The sequence below is a fragment of the Fimbriimonadaceae bacterium genome (assembly GCA_023957775.1).
In the GTDB taxonomy this organism is placed as follows: domain Bacteria; phylum Armatimonadota; class Fimbriimonadia; order Fimbriimonadales; family Fimbriimonadaceae; genus JAMLGR01.
In genome coordinates this window covers 78,207-95,823 of record JAMLGR010000017.1, presented here as the reverse complement: position 1 = coordinate 95,823, position 17,617 = coordinate 78,207, and the positions used below count along the sequence as shown (strand labels likewise).

Sequence of the window (17,617 nt, the reverse complement as noted above, 5' to 3'; positions counted from 1 at the left end):
GGAATCGTCGTCGGTGGCTTGCTTGCCCATCAGGACGAGATCGGGCTGGGTCTCCCTGACGAGGGCCTTCAGCTCTGCGGCGACCGATGCCGGGTCGAGCGCGACGTCGCTCTCGATCAGGATGGCCCGGTCGGCGCCCATGGCGAGGGCCTTGCGAAGCTGCTCCTCGCACTCGCCCCCTCCGATCGTGGCGGCGATCACCTCGGTGGCGGGATCACGCTCCTTGATGCGAGCCGCCTCTTCGAGGGCGATCTCGTCGAACGGATTGATCTCGAACTTGACACCGGTCGTTTCGATGCCGGTGCCGTCGGCGTTGGGACGGACTTTGGCGTACGGGTCGATGACTCGCTTGAGAGGGCATAGGATTCGCATGGTGATTGGCGCGCCGGCGAGGCAAGTTTACCGCCAGATTGGGGATGGCGGCCGATGAGGAGACTGCTGCAAATCTGCCATGAAGGGCTCCTGGTGTTCGTCGGGTGCCACGCCCGCTGGACGGGCGTGGGTTCATGGTTGGAGTTGAAAGCCCCCGCACACCCGCCAAGCGGGCGTGGCACCCAGGGTTTTGCGATAGTCTCTGAATCCGCGCACCTCCAGATGGCCCTAGTTCTTCAGTGGCTTGCCGGTCTCCAGGATGTGTTTGATGCGCTGTTGGGTGAGCGCCTTCGCGCACAGATCGAGGAACTCCTCCCGTTCCAGGCGCAACGCCTCTTCGATCGTGGGCGCGCGGAAGATCTGCTTGATGTGGGCGCCGATGAGCGAGTCGTGGTCCGTGGTGTCCCCGCGTTGCCTCGCTTCGTCCTCGAGGCGGTCCAGCATGCCGCTGAAGGGGCCTTCCGGCATCTTCCACTCGGGATTGGGGCGGACATCCGCCTCCAGCGCGAGCCGTTTGGCCTCGGTGATCAGCCGGTCGGGGTGGTAGACGGTCACATCGGTCGCCCGCATGATCCCGAGCTTGCGGGCTTGGTCGGCGTTGGTGGCGGTGGTGCCGAGGATGAGGAGCATCGCGGCGTCGGCGAGGGTCTTGGCCGACTGCTGGTGGCGCAGCCGCATCAGGGTGGTGCCCCGTCCGGCGGGGAACAGGCCCACCCGAGACTCGGGCAGGCCGATCTGCATTTCCGGCGAGGCCGCCACGGTCGAGCAGGAGAACGCCACCTCCCAACCCGCGCCGAGGCAGTGGCCGAAGATCGCGGCGACGCTGGGGATCGATTGGAGGGTTGCGCCGAGCTGCTGGAGATCGTCGAGCGCCGCTCGAATCGCGTCGGGCTGTTCGAGGCTGGCCAGGACGAACTTGAGGTCGAAGCCCGCCGAGAAGGAGCGCGCCTCGCTTCCCAACACCAGCCGCTTGATCGAGCCCCCGCGGAGATGGTCGAGCAGCGCGCGGATCAGCGGGGGCGAGAGCACCCCCATCTTGCTGGTCAGGGCGATGGCGGAGACGCCGTCGCCCAGATCGCGCACGTTGAAGCCTTCGTGTTGCGAAACGAGGGGATAGTCGCCCAGGACGCGGTACTGGGGCTCTGCGGGCAGGGAAACGTACGTTCCGTCGAACGCGCGCTGCGTCCCGTTTTGGTAGTAGGGCGCCTCGGGAAGGCCGAGCGCCGCGTGCCCGATGCCGTCCGCCATGGCGAAGGGGCCCGCTTCCCAGCCAAAGCCCCACATCATCACGCGGTCGAAATCCTGAACCGAGTGGGAGATCTCCTCCTTCAGGTAGTCGGCGTAGGCAACGACCGGAACAAGGTGTCCCCGGAGAAACTCGCCGGCCTCATCTTTGAGCTGGAGCGCCGCGGCGACGCGCTCGCCCAGAGGGAGTTTTGCCAACGCGTCGAGCGATTCGAACTTGACGTCTTTGCGCTCCCGGTAGGCGAGCGTGTCGAGATCGAGGGCGACGAACTCGCGGCCCTCGCGGCGATAGTAGCCCTGACCAGCCTTGTCGCCGATCCAGCCCCGCTCCAACAGGGTTGCCATGGAGCGCGGGGTGTCGAGCGAGCCCATGTGGGGGTCGTGCGGGCATCGCGCCTGGAGGTTCGAGGCGATGTCCTGCATGATGTCGAGTCCGACGAGGTCGTTGAGCCGGAAGCTCGCGCTTCGGGGGCGCCCAAGGAACGGCCCGGTGATCGCGTCCACCTGCTCGATGCTCAGATGCAGCTTCTCCGCGACGTGGATCGCATGGATCATCGCCCACATTCCGAACCGGTTGGCGATGAAGCCCGGCGTGTCCTTGGCCGGGACCACCCGACGGGCCACCCGCTCCTCGAGGAAAGCCGTCATCGCAGCGATGGCATCGGAATCGGTCTCCCGGGTGGGAATGAGTTCGAGAAGCTTGAGATACCGCGGGGGGTTGAAAAAGTGCGTGCCGAGGAAGCGCTGCCGAAAGCTCTCGGAGCGCCCCTCCGCGAGCAGCTCGATTTCGAGGCCGCTGGTATTGGTCGAGATCATCGAGTCGGGGGGGAGAACGGCCTCGATCTGCTCGAACAACGCGCGCTTGGCGTCAAGTTTTTCGATGATCGCTTCGCAGACCCAGCCCGCTTCGGCGATCCAATCGAGGTTGTCGCGGACGCTGCCCAGGCGAATGGTGTTGGCGGTCTCGGGAAGGAAGAAGTGCGGCGGGCGGGCGCCCTTGGCGCGTGCGAAGGCCTCCTGAACGCTCTCGGCGGTCGCATCGAGGAGCGTGACCTCGAAGCCGAGATTCGCGAGGTGAGCCGCGATTCCGCTGCCCATGGTGCCCGCGCCGACGACACAAACCTTGTTTGTACTCAACCAACCTTCAAAACTCATTGAAAAAGCCCCGCGCCGCGCGATCCCCTTGAATCACACCGGATGCGAGGGGAGAATACCGCGCGCCCCGGGCAGAACCGGTAGCCTCTCCAGGCGTCTAGTCGTTTGACAGGTTCAAACTGCCGACGATATACTGATCAGGTTGGCTGAACCACAATGCAACGAGGAGAACGAACATAAGAAGATTTAGGCGAGATGCCCGCCCGGACCCGGGCCCCCCGGTCAATGAGCGCGTGCTGCGGTTTCGAGACGTGCGAGTGATCGGCTCAGACGGAGAACAACTGGGAATTCTGCAAAGCAGGCAGGCGCTCTCGATGGCCAAGGAGCAAGGATTGGACCTCGTGATGGTCTCGCCGAGCGCGAATCCACCCGTCTGCAAGATCCTCGATTACGGCAAATACAAGTACCTGACCGGCAAGCAAGCCCGCGAAACGAAGAAAAAGCAAGCCGAGGTTAAGGGTATAAAGATCAGTCCGCGCATCGCGGAACACGATCTTGCGTTTCTTCTGAAGAACACGATTCGGTTTCTTGGGGAGGGACACAAGGTCAAAGTCACGTGCCAGTTTCGGGCACGTGAGGTGACGCACCCGGAAATCGGACGTCAGAAGCTGGCCAAGATGGCGGACGCGCTCGCCGAGTACGCATCGGTGGAGCGGCCACCGACCTTGGACGGGAAGCTGATGATCATGATCCTGGTGCCGAAGCCGCAAGGAAAGCAAAAGCATGCCAAAGCTGAAGACAAACAAGACAGCGGCGAAGCGGTTCAAAATCTCGGGAACGGGAAAGATCCTTCGCCGGAAGTCGCACAACAACCACCAGTTCCTGCACAAGAGCGCGAGCCAGAAGCGACGCCTTGAGCAGGAGCCCGAGGTGTTCAAAGGCGAGCGCAAGCGCATTCGGCGCCTGCTCGTCCTGTAGTCCGTCGGCGCGGAGTCGCCTCCGCCCGCCACTCTACCGCTACCGTCCCCGATCGGGGAACTGGGAACCGGTCCGAAAAACGAGGAGATAAACGATGGCTCGAGTCAAACGTGGCCTGATGCGCCACAAACGACACAAGAAGATCCTGTCCAGAACCACCGGGTACTGGGGCAGGAAGAAGAACGTGTTCCGACGCGCCCACGAACAGTGGATGAAATCGGGACAGTACGCGTTCCGCGACCGACGCGCCCGAAAGCGCGATTTTCGCCGGCTCTGGATTGTCCGGATCACGGCGGCCTGCCGCGCCTGCGATGTCCGCTACAGCGCGTTCATTCACGGTCTGACCCAAAATGGAATCCAGGTAAACCGCAAGGTGCTCAGCGAGTTGGCGATCCACGACATGGACGCGTTCCGCGCGATCGTGAAGCAAGCCATGGCGACGAAGTAGTTCCTGCCAGACGGCGAGACAAAAGGGCCCTTCGAGGGCCCTTTGTCGTTTTTCAATCTTTCCGATTCCCGGCTCCCGAATCCCGACTCCCCTCTCAGGCGTCCTAGAGAAACAGCCATGCTACTCGCCCCGCTTCTCCTCTTCGTCGGGCTTCCTTCCGCGCCCGTGGACCTCTCCCGCGTCTTTGCCAAAGGCGAGAAGGGACAGTACGCCGTCAAGTCGGCGATCCAGGTCGAGTCCCGCGGTCCGGGACTCCTGTCGTGGATTCCCGAAGATCTGGGCATCCAGTACAAGTTCACGTACGCCGTCACCGAGATGAAGGCCGACGGCATCGCGGTGGTGCATTACGAGCGTCCGACGATGACCTGGATCGAGGGCGAGACCTTCAACACTCCCGAAACCAAACGGGTGGAGAAGGTGGACATGAAGCTCGACGCGACGCTTTCTCCCATCAACGAGCTGCTGGAGCTGAAGGACCTCAATCCGGGCAAGAAGCCGCCGCCCGCAGCGTTGGATCGGGCCGCGACTCCTGGCGCGGAGACTGGGCCCGAGGGAGCCCCCCAGGACGTGATCGAGCAGTTCGTCGGAGAGATCCACCGCCTCGCGCTCTTCCTTGGCGCCATCGACAGCTCGCTCGACTTCTCTCCCAAGCTGCCCTACGATCTGGTCAACCCCGGCGACACGTGGAAGCGCACCGTGGGGTACTCGCCCCAAGCGCTCGCGGGGAAGGGCGGCCAGCTTGCGGTTCAGCGCCTCGACTACACCTACACCTACAAGGGCCCGGTCGAGGTCGAGGGGAAGCGCTACCAACGCGTCGATGCCGACCTGTCGCTGGACACCGATCTCGCCCAGTTCGTGAACCAGTTGATGGACACCAAACCCGAGCAGTCCGGGCTGAAGCAGATTCCGCTTCGCCTCAAGGCGACGATCGAATTCGACCTCGATCTCCAGACGCGTCGGACCGTCAGGGCAACGGCGAAGTCGGAAGGCGGATTCTCGGTGGTCGTCACGCAGAGGCCGAACGAGCCTGTGTACGAAGAGCGGTTCAAGGGGACCACCACCCTCTCGCTGGTTGCCGGTTAGCCGCTTTCCCCACGTTTTCCCCAATCTGTGATAGAATGCCTGTGCGAATTGCCAGGGCCTCGAGGGGCTCTGGAAGGGGTAAGGGTTTGAGCGACAGGGGAAGGACGCTCGGAAAATTATCGATCTATCCGCCGCCGCCATCGCGCGGCCGCCGCTAATCGCCCTATGGTGCGTCCGGCGAGGATTCTGTTCTGGCTGCTTGGAGTCGCGGGCGTGGCCGCGCCGTTTGCGGTGTTTCTTGCTTTCGGGATGCCGCGCGGGGACAGGTCCCTTGCCACGCTCTTCTGCGGCTTGGCGCTGCTTGCCGAGTTTCTTCCGGTCCAGCTCTCCAGACGGGGCCTGCGGGTCTCGTTCACGATGCCCTACATCGCCGGCCTGGCGTTCGTTCTCGGCCCGTTGGGAGCCGTTCTGGCGGACACGGGAGTCGCGATTTTGGGCGGATTGGCGACCAAGGGTGCGGGTGGCCGTGCGAAGGCGGTTTGGATCTCCTTCAATGCTTCGGTCGCCGCGCTCTCCTGCACCTTGGCGGGACTCGCTTTCGAGGAGCTGAGGGCCGGAGCCGTCACGGATGCCCAAGTCGCCCTCGCGGCGGCGGGATTCGCGTGCGTCTACGTCCTGGCCAACTTCCTCCTCGTCACCGTCGCCGACCGGGCCGTCCATCCGCGGCGCCGTTTCGACGCGCTCTGGTCGGACGCCAGAACGGCCGTGCAGAGCCTCGTCCTCTATGCGCTGTTCGCCGTGACCGTGACGGTCTTGGCCGCGATGAACCTGGGCTTCTATGCGGCCCTCACGCTGGTGCCGGTATGGGCGCTCCGCACCGCGTTTGCCATGCGATCGCGCTTGTACAGCCACTACTACGAGACGATCACGGCTCTGACCCTCATGCTTCAACGGGCGCACCCGTACACCCACGGGCACCTCGAACGGGTGGCCGAGATGGCGGAGGACGTCGCCTTGAGACTTGGGCTGTCCACCACTCGCGCCCGAATGGTGCGCGAGGCCGCAGTCCTCCACGACATCGGCAAGATCGCGGTGAACGAACAGATTCTGGATCTTCCGCGGCGGCTGACCGACACCGAGTTCGACCACGTGAAGCGGCACTCCGAATTCGGCGCGGAAATTCTCGCCCAGGTCCCGCAGTTCCAACCGATGGTTCCGTGGATTCGCCACCACCACGAACGCCTCGACGGCCGGGGCTATCCCGCCCGGCTCACCGAAGAGGAGATTCCGATCGAGAGCAAGATCATCTGCGTGGTCGACGCCTTCGACGCGATGGTGGGCACCGAGGGCGCGGCGGGGCAGCGCTCGTACCGAGAGCCGATGACGCAGGCCGAGGCCCTGGCCGAACTGAAGCGCTGCGCAGGCAGCCAGTTCGACCCACAGGTCGTCCGCGCCTTCGAGCAGGTCGCCGGAGGGTTTGCGTGAGCGCCGTCGCCGCGGGGGTGCTCTTTTCGGCCGCGTTGGCCACCCTGTGGTTGCTCTATTACGTGCGCGTCTATCTGCCGCGGGTCATGGACGAGCGGTTCGGCGATTCCATGCGTGCGTTCTCCACTGGAATCGAACTGCGGATCGCCAGTCACCGGGGACTCTCGGATCGCGTGGTGCCGCTGAGCTTGCTCGTGGGTAGAAGGCTCCGGCTGCCTCGCCCCAAGTTGCGCGACCTCGAGATGGCCGCGCGTCTTCGCGACATCGGCCTTTGCGCGATCCCCTACGACCTTTTGAACACCAAGGCTCCTTGGGAGTGGACCGAGGCGGATCGGTTGACCTACGACCGCCACCCCGAGGTCAGCGCGGCGATGCTCGAGTTGGTACCGTCGCTGCAGCACCTGGCGGCCGCGGTGCGAAGCCACCACTTCGACTTCGATCCGCCGGGAGGACGGTTCGTGCCGTCGCGCACGGACATCCCCTTGAACGGGCGGATTCTGCGGGTCGTGACCGAATACGTGTGGCAGGAGCGGCATCAGGGGGCCCTGCTCGCCCGAGAGGTTCTCCTCGCCGGGTCCGGGATGGAGTTCGATCCGAAGGTGGTCGACGCACTTTTGGAAGTGCTAAGATCGACCCGTGCCGCAGAGCCCCGCTCCGTCGCCGTCGTCTGAACGGACGGTCCAAGGACTCGCCTTGGGGCTCGTCGTGCTGGCGTTTCTCATCCGATTGCTCGGCGTGGGTTGGGGCCTTCCCAACGCGCTCCACAACCAGAGTTACCACCCCGACGAGTTGGTGATCTGGTCGTACGCCCAGCAGATCGAGCCCTCGAAACTGCACTTTGACCCGGGCTTCTACAACTACGGAACTCTGTACCTCACGCTGCTGCGGGTCGCGTCCGACGTTGTTTCCGCATACTCCGGCGCGGAGGGCTGGGCTGCGATTGGGCAGATGCACCTTGCTGGCCGCCTGCTCAGCGTGCTGTTCGGTGCCGGAACGGTGTGGTTCGTGTTTCAGATGTTGCGGCGTCGCACGCACCTGTTCGGGGCGGCGCTCGGCGCCGCCGCGCTGACCCTGGCGCCCGGCCACGTGGTGCACTCGCGCTTTCAAACCGTCGATGTCACCGCCGGGTTCTTTCTCGCGGGCGCCCTCTACTTTGCGCTGGAGCTGTTTCGGCCACTCCGGTCGGAAGATGCTCCGGAGGGTCGGATCCGCTCGGACCTCTGGCTGGCGGTTGCGTCCGGTGCGTTCGCGGGTCTCTCGGCCGGCACCAAGTACACGGGCATCCTCGCGCTGCTGGCCTTGTTCGTCGCCCTGGGGTTCGAACGGAGGCCCGGGTGGTTGCGCCTTGCGGGAATCGGCACGCTCGCCTCGCTATCCGTCTTCGTGCTCGTGACGCCCGGGGCGCTCCTGAACACGGGCAAATTCCTCACCGACGTTCGGTTCGAGATGCTGCACACGTCGACGGGGCACGGTCTTGTGTTCGCCGGGTATCCCAGTGGTTTTCTCGTCCACGCGTTCAACCTCGCCGTGGGGTTTGGCGCGGTCATGGCGGTCATGGGAGCGGTCGGCCTCGCGGGCGCAGCGTGGCGGCGGAGAGGCTGGGCGCTGGCGCTCCTGGGTTTCGCGGCACCTTACGCCGTACTGATCGGGCGCGCCGACGTTCTCTTTCTGCGTTACACGTTTCCCCTCATGATCGTTCTCGCGGTGGGATTCGGAGCGTTCGTGGGATGGGCGCACCAGCGACGCGGCTACGCGATGGCTTGGGTCGCGTTGGGCATCCTCGGAGTGGGCGGCTTGGACGGCGCCGGAGCGCGCGGGACCGCGGTGATGACCGCGTGGATGATGGGCGCAGACCCTCGCGATGAAGCCGCCTTGGAGCTCGAGAAGGCGACCAAGGGGCAGCCGGACGAGCGGGTGGGCGTCCCTTCCGACCCCTGGTTCTACACCGTGCCGCTTTACCCCGATACGGGCCTGCCCAGGTCCGTACCGTTTGCCAAGCGCGACGAGGCGCGCCGAGCCGCCGTGGAACCGCAGGTCGTGCAGTTTGTGCCGGAGGACCCGGACCAGCGGTTCGATTGGGACGTGCGGCTGCTCACCGAGATCGCACCGGAGTACGTGGTGTTCAGCAGCTTCGAATGGAACGACGTGGGGCGCCTTCAAGGGATGACGGGCCTCGACCCGGTCGTCCGGCTCCAAGTCGAAAGGGCAGCGGCGTTTCGGAAGGAGTTGGAGCGCCGCTACAAGCTTGAGCGCGTGTACGGTTGGCCCACGGTGCCGGTGCACGACCTGCAATACATCCGTCCCACAGTATGGGTATGGAAGCGAACGTCCTGACCGAAAGGGTCGAGTGGTTTCTCGACCACCTCCGCGTCGAGCTGGGAGCCAGCGAGCACACGATCGACGCCTATCGAGGCGACCTGTACAAGGCCGCGGCTTTCTTCGAGGCGCTGGGCGTGGATGCGTGGGGCGCGGTCGATCCACCGCTGGTCAGGCGGTATCAGACCTCGCTGGGCCCCCTGCTTTCCGTCTCGACGACCCAGCGCCGCCTCTCGTCGCTTCGCTCGCTCCTCAAGTTCCTCAAGCGGCGTGGCGAGGGGCCGCAGGGGGACCTCCCCTCCACGGGAGGGTTGCGCCGCCCCAAACGGCTCCCGAAAGCGCTGGGCGTCGAACAACTCGAGGCGCTCCTCGGTGTGCCCGACGTGGCGACGGAGCGGGGACTTCGCGATCGGGCCCTGCTCGAGTTGATCTACGGCGCGGGGCTTCGGGTGAGCGAGGCCGTCGGATTGACGCTCGACGCGGTGGATCTGCTCGAGGGTGCGGTTCGGGTCACGGGTAAGCGCGGCAAGACTCGGTGGGTGCCTCTGCCCGAAGGGACGAAGCTCTGGGTGTCGCGGTACGTGCGCGATGCGCGCCCCCGATTGCTCAAGCGTCCCCTCGGCGAGCTTGTCGTCAGCGATCGTGGGCGCCCCATGTGTCGCCAAGTCGTCCATCGCCTGTTGCAGCGCGCCGCGCGTCGGGCGGGCCTGCCCCCGGGGATCGGTCCCCACACGCTCAGACACACCTACGCCGTGCACCTCTTGAAGGGTGGAGCCGATTTGCGCGCGGTCCAAGAGCTGCTGGGCCACGAATCGATCGCGACGACCCAGGTGTACACGCAACTCGACCTCGACGAGGTTCGGCGCAAATACCTTCAGGCTCACCCGCGAAAGTAGGGGAGGGGGGCGTTGGGGAGGGCGTCGAGGTCCCACCCGTCGCGCTCGCCGTTGGCGAGGCGGAGGGAGCCCGCGAGCGCGATCATCGCGGCGTTGTCCGTGCAGTACGCGAGGTCAGGGGTCTCGAAGCGGATGCCCTCTCTGGCGCACTCCTCGGCGAGGCGCGCCCTGAGGGACAGGTTGGCCGCGACGCCTCCCACGAGCGTCAGCGCCGGCGCCTCGGTCCTTCTCACGGCGCGCAGGGCGCGGTCGACAAGGACGTCCACGATCGCGACCTGCAGAGCCGCAGCGGCATCGGGCACGCTCAGGCTCCGGCCCTCCGCTTCGACCAGGCGAAGGAGGGCCGTCTTCAATCCGCTGAACGAGAACTCGAGGGTCTCGCCGCGCAGGGCGCGGGGAAGGGTGTACCGATCGGCGGCCCCGTCTCGCGCCGCCTCCTGGACGGCAAAGCCGCCGGGGTATCCGAGGCCGAGGAGCCGGGCGCCTTTGTCGAAGGCCTCCCCCGCGGCGTCGTCCCGCGTTTCGCCGAGGATCTCGTAGACCCCCGGAGCCTCCACGTGGACGATCTCGGTGTGGCCGCCCGAGACGATCAAGGAGACGTGGGGGAACTCGAGATCGGCACACGTCAGCACCGGGGAGAGCAGGTGGCCCTCCAGATGGTGTACGCCGAGTAGGGGAATACCGCGTGCGAAGGCAAGCGCCTTGGCGGCCGTCAGTCCTACGGCGAGCGCCCCGACCAAGCCCGGGCGGTTCGTCACCGCGACTGCGCCAATGTCCGAAAGTCCAAGGCCCGCCTGCGCCACGGCTTCGCGGATCACCGGCACGATGGCTTCCACGTGCGCCCGAGCGGCCGCCTCCGGCACGACTCCGCCCCACCGCTCGTGGAGCGCCGCCTGGCTTGAGACGACGCTGGAGCGCGTCCCGCGTCCCAGCAAGACGGCCGCACTGGTCTCGTCGCAGCTCGTTTCCAAGCCGAGGACGGGTGCGGGGAAGAGGGCGAGGTCTGCCGCGGTCACCGAGGCGGCTCCCATCCGTCCAGATGGTGCAGCCACATGACCAGCGCGTCCTCGTTGTTGTCGGGGTAGTAACCCTTGCGCCGAGCGGCGATTTGGAATCCCAGCGACTCGTAGAGACCGCGGGCCGCTTCGTTGCCTGCGCGGACCTCGAGGGTCGCGCACGTCATACCCTGCTCCTTGGACGCGTTGAGAAGCTCCACCACCAGCCGGCGGGCGATCCCTTGGCGACGCGCGGAGTCCCGAACCGCGACCGTGGTGACGTGCGCCTCGTCCACCAGGAGCCAGACGCCTCCATAGGCCACGAGGACCCCGTCCAGCAGGGCGACGAGGAACACGGCGTTCGGGTTGGTGCACTCGTTGAGGAAGCTGCGTTCCGACCACGGCGCGCTGTTGGCCTCTCGCTCGATCTCGAGGATCTCGGGGACCTGGCTTTGCTCGAGGGGGACGAACCGAAGCGTGGAAAGAGCCCGCGCCATGCCTAGCCGCCCAGATAGGCTTCCTTGACTTTCGGGTTGGTGAGCAGGTTCTTGCCGGTGTCGGAAAGGACGATGCTGCCGGTCTCCAACACGTAGGCCCGGTTTGCGATTTCGAGTGCGCGGTGCGCGTTCTGCTCCACGAGAAGCACCGTCGTGCCGTCGGCGTTGATCTCCAGGACGATTCGGAAGATCTCGGCGACGAGGTTGGGAGCCAGACCCAGGCTGGGTTCGTCCAGGAGCAACAGCCGGGGGCGCGACATCAGGGCCCGCCCGATCGCCAGCATCTGCTGCTCGCCCCCGGAGAGGGTTCCCGCGCTCTGCTTGATGCGTTCGCGCAGCCTTGGAAACCGCTCCTGAACCATCTCGAGATCGTCGTCCACCGCCTTGTCCTTGCGCGTGATCGCACCAAGCTGGAGGTTCTCAAGGACCGACATGTTGGTGAAGATGCGTCGGCCCTCGGGAGAGTGCCCGATGCCCAGCCTCACGATGGTGTGCGCTGGAATGGTGTGGATCGGCGAGCCTTCAAACTCGATCGTTCCGGTGCGCGGCCGCAGAAGTCCGCTGATCGTGCGGAGCAGGGTACTCTTGCCTGCGCCGTTCGATCCGATGATCGCGACGATCTCTCCCTTCTCCACGTCCACGGAGACGTCCTTGAGCGCGTGGATCGCCCCGTAATAAACGTTGATATCGCGAATCGTCAGCATGCTGGTAGGGGAGGGTTTACCAGATTTGTCCGCCTGGAGGCTCGATTCCAGGGAGCGCCCGAATCGGTCTCTCCGCAGCGGGATCGTCCGGCTAGGTAATTTTGCCTGAGACACCGATGATAAGGGGCGGGAGTGGGTCTTGCGAGGCCCGCTTTGGTCCCCGACGGAGATCCTGAACATTTGAAGTATCCGAAAGCCGCCCATTCGTACGAGGTCGTCTCCGACCTGCCCAAGCCGCTTGAAACGCTCAAACGGCTGGCCCACAACTTCCGCTGGACCTGGCATCAGCCGACGCGGGACCTGTTCCGTTCGATCGACAAGGAGCTGTGGGATTCGACGAACCACAACCCGGTGGGCGTGCTCTCCGCGTTGAGCAGCGATGCCCTGGAGCGGCTGGCCAAGGATCGCGCGTTCCTTGCTTCGCTCAAGGCCTGCGGGGAAGATCTCGACGAGTATCTGGCGGCCGAGACGTGGTTCGACCGGCAGTACCCCGGCAAGCGTGACGAGGCCCTGATCGCCTACTTCTGCGCCGAGTTCGGAGTCTCCGAAGGGCTGCCCATCTATTCGGGAGGTTTGGGCGTTCTTGCGGGGGACCATTTGAAAGCCGCCAGCGACTTGGGGCTGCCGCTCGTCGGCGTCGGCCTGCTCTACTCGCGGGGCTACTTCCAGCAGTACCTGACGCCGGACGGCTGGCAACAGGAGCACTATCCACAGTACGACTTCTACAAGATGCCTCTCAGCCTCGTGCGGGGCGAGGACCAGCAGCCGATCCGAGTGCAGATCCAGTTCCCGGACCGAGCGGTGACGTGCCAAGTGTGGCGTGCGGAGGTGGGCCGGGTTTCCCTCTTCCTGCTCGATTCCAACGTGCTCGAAAACGCTCCGACGGACCAGGGCATCACCGACACGCTCTACGGCGGGGATGAGGAGATGCGCATCCGTCAAGAGATGATCTTGGGGATCGGCGGCATGCGCGCGCTCGCCGAACTTGGCATGTCGCCCACGGTGTGCCACATGAACGAGGGCCATGCGGCGTTTATGGCGGTCGAGCGCATGCGGCAGTTCGTCGACAAGCGCGCGTGCGACGCGCGCGTCGCCCGTCAGGCGCTCGTGGGCGGGAACGTCTTCACGACGCACACTCCGGTGCCCGCGGGCTTCGATCTCTTTCCGGCCACCCTGGTCGAGCGCTACCTCGCCGGCATCGTGACCTCGGTGCAGTTGCCGTTCGCCGATTTCATCAAGATGGGGCGGCTCGGCCACGACAACGCGAGCGAGCCGTTCAACATGGCCGTGCTGGCGATGGCCAACTCCAACCACGTGAACGGCGTCTCCAAGCTTCACGCGACCGTGTCGCGCTCGATGTTCCAGCAGCGATGGCCGGGCTTTCCGGAGGACGAGGTCCCCATCCGTGCGGTCACCAACGGCATCCACACCCCCACGTGGGTGAGCGCGAGGATGGCCACCCTGTTCGACTCGTACCTTTCCGGAGACTGGAGAAGGGAGGCGAGCAACCCCGAGATTTGGCAGGGCGTGTACAACATCCCGGACAACGAGCTTTGGGAGGCCCGCGAGAATCTTCGCGGCGAGTTCGTGCGCTTCGTGCGGCGTCGCCTCCACCGCGACTTCGCTCGGCGGCGCGCGGGGCAGGCGGACTATGGGCTGATCAGCACGATTCTCGATCCCCGCATCCTCACGATCGGGTTCGCAAGGCGCTTTGCCACGTACAAGCGCGCCACCCTCTTGCTGTCTGATCGCGAGCGGCTGAAGTCGCTCCTGTTCCACTCGGAACGGCCGCTGCAGATCGTGATCGCCGGCAAGAGCCATCCCCGAGACGACGGCGGGAAGACCCTCATCCAGGAACTCCACCGCTTCATCACGCACGAGGGGGGCCGCTCCCGCATGGTCTTTCTCGAGGATTACGACATGGGCGTCGCTCGCGCGATGGTCCAGGGCGTCGACGTGTGGCTTAACAACCCGATTCGACCGATGGAGGCCAGTGGAACCAGCGGGATGAAGGTCGTTCCCAACGGCGGTCTGAACTGCTCGGTCCTGGATGGATGGTGGGATGAAGGGTACGAGCCTGGGCTCGGATGGGCGATCGGGGACCGGGAGGTGCCCCTCGACCCCTCGCAAGTCGACCCCAACGACGCGCGTTCGCTCTACCAGATCCTCGAGCAGGAGGTGGCCCCCAAGTTCTACCACCGCGTCGATGGAGGGGTTCCCACCGCTTGGTGCGAGATGATGAAGCGCTCGATCGCCGAGTTGGCCCCCCAGTTCTCGACGGCGCGCATGGTGCAGGACTACGCCCGTTCGGCCTACATGCCCGCGCACGAGACGTTCACGGCGATGACGTCGGGCAAACTCGACCACGCCAAAGCGGCTCTGCATTGGCGGGATCGGGTGCGCGGAGGGTGGTCGAAAGTCAAGATCGTCAAGGTATCCGATTCGGCGAAAAGGATCAACTCGCTGGGCGATTCGTTCGTGGTGACGGCCGGAATCGAGCTCGGCACGATGTCCCCGGACGAGGTGCGGGTCGAGGTGATCGTGGGCCAGGTCGGGCCAAATCGGGACCTCATCGACGCGAAGGAGGTCCAGCTCGAGTTGAAGGGACGGGACGACTGGCTCCACACCTTCGAAGGCACGGTCACGATGCAGCGGGCGGGCCTCCGAGGCTACATCGTGCGCGTGGTGCCGACTCACCCAGACGTGGACGTGCTGCACGAGCTACCACTCGTCCGATGGGAAGAGGGCGGGACGCGCGCGTGAGTCCGCGGTATCCTGCGTTGGTTCGGGACGGGAGTGCGATGCGTTGTTTGTTGTTGCTGGGAGGGCTGCTTGGACTGTGGGGTGCCGCTTGGGGCGCTTCGACGCGCGCGATCGGACCGACCGTCTACGTCAACGAACGCCCCGTCGTCACGTTCCGAACCTCCTATCGCGGAGCGTCGCCCGCGACGCGAGCCACGATTCTCGCCAAGAAGCTCGCCCCGATGAACGCGGATACGCAGGTCGGCCTCAAGAGCACCCGGTCGTCCGCGAACATCGTCGTCGGCGGTTCCGTGCTGATCGCGATCACGCCCGTCGAAGCCAAGGCTCAGAACAGCACGATGCCCTCGTTGGGCCGAAAGTGGGTCTCGGACCTTTCCGATGCGCTTTCGCTTCCCACGTTGTGGGTCTCCGAAACCTACGTGAGGGTGCCGGGGGGCGGGTCCGCCTCGATCGACTTTGCGGGAACCAAGGCCCTGAACTCGACCGTGAACACGAGCGACGAATCCGTGGCCAAAGTCGAACGCAAGCCGGGGCGCCTCGTGGTTCGGGCCGGGAGCTACGGTAGCGCGACGCTGACCGCGATCCACGGCTCCGAGGTCGTCGCGGTTCGGGTCGAAGTGCTGCCCTACGCCGCGAGGCTCCCCCAGAACGTCGGGGCTCTCGTTACGGGAACTCCCGCCAATGCGGCGACCGTTGCGGCAGCCATCGAGACGGCCGTGCGGACGCGCCTTGCCACCGTTCCCGGCGGCGACGTCAAGCTTGTGAGCACCGTTCCGCGGGCCATGCGGGCGGGTGAGGCCGCGACCTTCGCCGCCCGCGTCCGCGTCACGGCGCCGGAAGCGTATCCGCGCGAAGGACTCGTGCAGGTCACGGTCCGCAATCTCGGACTGGCGCTGCGCAACGAGGCGGAGCTCTGGTACTGCAACAACCCCGAGAACGTGAAGGGCCCGGGCGCCCTGTTCAACGCGACGTTGCACGCCGACGCCCCGGCCCGCGTCTTGTACCACCACATCAACGACTCCTACGCCGGGATGTTCCTCGAAGTCGCCCTGGTCAACGACAGCGACCTCCCGGCGCGGGTCGTGGTGATCCCCGGAGACAGCGGGCCCGAGCGAAACCCGGTCCAGGCCGGCATCGTCGCCGCCGAGGCGTTCTTGCGCCAGTGGGTGGACTACTCGGCCGAGGTCCTGGAGATCGCCCCGCGCAGCAGCATGCCGCTGTCGCTTCGTCGTTTTGGTCCTCAGGAGACCGTGAGCGGGCTGGCTTCGCTCCGGCTCCTCGACGGTGGTCCGGACACGTTGTTGGTGCGGGCGGACGCCCGACCGCCCGCGTACTCGGACTCCCGCGTCGTCGAAGCGCTTTCAAGCTCGACGCCGTGGAGGGTGATGGGATCGCGCCAGTTGAGTCTGCTCGAGAGCACGTTGGCTCCTTTGACGGCCCACGTCTACCCGCATCCGTTCAAGGAGGAGGAGGTCCTCTACAAGGTCGGCGGCCGCTTCGGGTTCGTGCGGATCGGCCAGAAGCCGATCGCCAGCGCCGACCAGACGAAGAGCTTGGATGGCAATTTCGGAGTCCTCTACACGATCAACGCGCGGTTCGAGAATCCGACCGAGACGTCGACGGACGTCGAGATGGTCTTCGAGGCGAGCGCCGGCTATTCGGGCGCGCTCTTCGTCGTGAACCGCGAGGTGCGTCGAACGCCGCTTCTGCAGGCGAAGCAGGAGTTTCGCGTCGTCCGCCTTCGGCTCGAGCCGGGCCAGGCGAAAGACCTCCAGGTCCTGACGATGCCGCTTTCGGGCAGCAGCTACCCGGCGACGCTCACCGTGCGCCCGGCCGGGGCCAGTGTGAGGACATGGTCCGCTGGACCCTTTGGGGTTTCCGGTTCGTAGGAATGTCCATGAACTCGCCCTACGTCCATCTGGCCGAGCTGTTTGGGATGCGCACGCGCCCGGAGGCCGACTTTGAGAAGGCCGAGGACGCTCGGGTCGGGAAGACCGCGGAGGAGAGCGCGCGTTTGGGTCGCGAGCGGCTGGACGCCGGCGACCTCGAAGCCGCGATCGAGCACTTCAAGCGGGAAGTCCGCCAGCGCGAGTCAGAAGACATCGATGGCAGGTTGGACCTCGCGGGAGCCTTCGAGGCCGCCGACATGGCGCCGCAGGCTTTGCGCCAGTACGAGCGCGCCCTCAAGGTGCGGGCCGACACGGCCGAGGCGCACCTGGGCCTGTCGCAGGTGCTCAAGCGCAACGCGCGCCAGCGAGACTCCATCGACGCCTTGGAGAAGGCGATCGGCCTGGAGCCTACCAATCCGTTCTTCCACTACAAACTCGCGGAGCTGCTTCGAGGCATGGGCGCGCGCGAACGCGCCCTGATCGCCGCGCAGGGCGCGGTGGTCGTCGCCCCGGACGACGCGTTCTATCACTTTTGGGTGGGCGACCTGTTGATCGAGATGCGCCGCTTTGACGACGCGCTCGACGCCCTGCAGGCGGCCATCGAGTTGTCGCCGGGCGACGACTACCTGTACCTGCGCGCCGCGGTCGCCTTCTGGGGAGCGGGGAAGCCCGACAAGGCCGTCCACGCCGTTCGACTGGCGAGCGAACTCGACCCGGACAAGCATCTCTATCACGGGCTGCTGGAAGCGCTTCTTGCGAGGCAGGGCGACCACGAGTCCGCAGCCCTCGAAAGCGAACGCGCTTCGCAAATGGAGCCCTACGACCGAGACGCATTGCGCAGGGTTCTAGGCGAGATGGGCTTGTAACAAACCACAAACCACAAACCACAAACCATCTTGCTATCCTAAGGC

Annotated in this window: 15 protein-coding genes; 10 read left to right on the top strand and 5 right to left on the bottom strand. The window is 65.6% G+C overall.

Annotated elements, in window-relative coordinates; translation table 11 throughout:
• The coding region (locus M9921_13925) for a hypothetical protein (protein MCO5297943.1) at positions 1 to 372 on the bottom strand (372 nt) is incomplete at its 3' end.
• A 228-nt stretch (positions 373 to 600) separates the two neighbouring features.
• The gene (locus M9921_13920; GenBank protein MCO5297942.1) at positions 601 to 2,754 is read right to left on the bottom strand and encodes a 3-hydroxyacyl-CoA dehydrogenase/enoyl-CoA hydratase family protein; all 2,154 of its coding nucleotides are present in this window, start codon (positions 2,752 to 2,754) and stop codon (positions 601 to 603) included.
• 251 nt (positions 2,755 to 3,005) lie between these two features.
• Here M9921_13920 and infC point away from each other — a divergent pair, with 251 nt between their 5' ends.
• From infC to M9921_13885, 7 genes are all read left to right on the top strand, one after another.
• Entirely contained in the window at positions 3,006 to 3,629 is a 624-nt protein-coding gene (gene infC / locus M9921_13915) for a translation initiation factor IF-3 (GenBank protein MCO5297941.1), read from the top strand.
• 155 nt (positions 3,630 to 3,784) lie between these two features.
• On the top strand, positions 3,785 to 4,138 hold the full coding sequence (rplT, locus tag M9921_13910; GenBank protein ID MCO5297940.1) for a 50S ribosomal protein L20: 354 nt from the start codon (positions 3,785 to 3,787) through the stop codon (positions 4,136 to 4,138).
• 117 nt (positions 4,139 to 4,255) lie between these two features.
• Entirely contained in the window at positions 4,256 to 5,221 is a 966-nt protein-coding gene (locus tag M9921_13905) for a hypothetical protein (GenBank protein ID MCO5297939.1), read from the top strand.
• 165 nt (positions 5,222 to 5,386) lie between these two features.
• Positions 5,387 to 6,646 carry an HD-GYP domain-containing protein gene (locus M9921_13900; protein MCO5297938.1) on the top strand — a complete coding sequence of 420 codons (1,260 nt, stop codon included), beginning with the start codon at positions 5,387 to 5,389 and terminating at the stop codon, positions 6,644 to 6,646.
• Positions 6,643 to 7,317, top strand: a complete 675-nt coding sequence (locus M9921_13895; protein ID MCO5297937.1) for a hypothetical protein — start codon at positions 6,643 to 6,645, stop codon at positions 7,315 to 7,317. Before M9921_13900 ends, M9921_13895 begins: the two co-directional genes overlap by 4 nt.
• Positions 7,283 to 8,980: a glycosyltransferase family 39 protein gene (locus M9921_13890; protein MCO5297936.1), complete on the top strand. Its 1,698-nt coding sequence runs from the start codon at positions 7,283 to 7,285 to the stop codon at positions 8,978 to 8,980. The genes M9921_13895 and M9921_13890 overlap by 35 nt, the downstream gene beginning before the upstream one ends.
• Positions 8,962 to 9,858, top strand: a complete 897-nt coding sequence (locus tag M9921_13885) for a tyrosine-type recombinase/integrase (protein MCO5297935.1) — start codon at positions 8,962 to 8,964, stop codon at positions 9,856 to 9,858. Before M9921_13890 ends, M9921_13885 begins: the two co-directional genes overlap by 19 nt.
• On the opposite strand, the gene tsaD is transcribed toward M9921_13885, so the two are convergent.
• From tsaD to M9921_13870, 3 genes are read right to left on the bottom strand one after another with little or no spacing between them, the layout of a single operon-like run.
• Positions 9,843 to 10,889: a tRNA (adenosine(37)-N6)-threonylcarbamoyltransferase complex transferase subunit TsaD gene (gene tsaD, locus M9921_13880; protein MCO5297934.1), complete on the bottom strand. Its 1,047-nt coding sequence runs from the start codon at positions 10,887 to 10,889 to the stop codon at positions 9,843 to 9,845. The genes M9921_13885 and tsaD overlap by 16 nt on opposite strands.
• Complete coding sequence (gene rimI, locus M9921_13875; GenBank protein ID MCO5297933.1) at positions 10,871 to 11,350, bottom strand: ribosomal protein S18-alanine N-acetyltransferase; 480 nt, start codon at positions 11,348 to 11,350, stop codon at positions 10,871 to 10,873. Before rimI ends, tsaD begins: the two co-directional genes overlap by 19 nt.
• Before the next feature lie 2 nt (positions 11,351 to 11,352).
• Positions 11,353 to 12,054, bottom strand: a complete 702-nt coding sequence (locus M9921_13870) for an ABC transporter ATP-binding protein (GenBank protein MCO5297932.1) — start codon at positions 12,052 to 12,054, stop codon at positions 11,353 to 11,355.
• A 180-nt stretch (positions 12,055 to 12,234) separates the two neighbouring features.
• On the opposite strand from M9921_13870, the gene glgP reads away from it, so the two are divergent.
• Genes glgP through M9921_13855 form a run of 3 tightly spaced genes read left to right on the top strand, consistent with a single transcriptional unit; the run spans position 12,235 to position 17,572 of the window.
• Positions 12,235 to 14,817 carry an alpha-glucan family phosphorylase gene (gene glgP, locus M9921_13865; GenBank protein ID MCO5297931.1) on the top strand — a complete coding sequence of 861 codons (2,583 nt, stop codon included), beginning with the start codon at positions 12,235 to 12,237 and terminating at the stop codon, positions 14,815 to 14,817.
• Between the two features lie 38 nt (positions 14,818 to 14,855).
• Complete coding sequence (locus tag M9921_13860; GenBank protein MCO5297930.1) at positions 14,856 to 16,706, top strand: hypothetical protein; 1,851 nt, start codon at positions 14,856 to 14,858, stop codon at positions 16,704 to 16,706.
• An 8-nt stretch (positions 16,707 to 16,714) separates the two neighbouring features.
• Positions 16,715 to 17,572, top strand: coding sequence for a tetratricopeptide repeat protein (locus M9921_13855; protein ID MCO5297929.1), 858 nt, complete (start codon positions 16,715 to 16,717; stop codon positions 17,570 to 17,572).
• Positions 17,573 to 17,617 lie beyond the last annotated feature (45 nt).

Bases quoted from the DNA above. Each gene is read 5' to 3' on its own strand.
- M9921_13905 (MCO5297939.1), top strand. From the start codon at position 4,256: ATGCTACTCGCCCCGCTTCTCCTCTTCGTCGGGCTTCCTTCCGCGCCC.
- M9921_13885 (MCO5297935.1), top strand. From the start codon at position 8,962: ATGGAAGCGAACGTCCTGACCGAAAGGGTCGAGTGGTTTCTCGACCAC.
- rplT (MCO5297940.1), top strand. From the start codon at position 3,785: ATGGCTCGAGTCAAACGTGGCCTGATGCGCCACAAACGACACAAGAAG.
- M9921_13870 (MCO5297932.1), bottom strand. From the start codon at position 12,054: ATGCTGACGATTCGCGATATCAACGTTTATTACGGGGCGATCCACGCG.
- tsaD (MCO5297934.1), bottom strand. From the start codon at position 10,889: ATGGGAGCCGCCTCGGTGACCGCGGCAGACCTCGCCCTCTTCCCCGCA.
- M9921_13860 (MCO5297930.1), top strand. From the start codon at position 14,856: ATGCGTTGTTTGTTGTTGCTGGGAGGGCTGCTTGGACTGTGGGGTGCC.
- M9921_13855 (MCO5297929.1), top strand. From the start codon at position 16,715: ATGAACTCGCCCTACGTCCATCTGGCCGAGCTGTTTGGGATGCGCACG.
- rimI (MCO5297933.1), bottom strand. From the start codon at position 11,350: ATGGCGCGGGCTCTTTCCACGCTTCGGTTCGTCCCCCTCGAGCAAAGC.
- M9921_13900 (MCO5297938.1), top strand. From the start codon at position 5,387: ATGGTGCGTCCGGCGAGGATTCTGTTCTGGCTGCTTGGAGTCGCGGGC.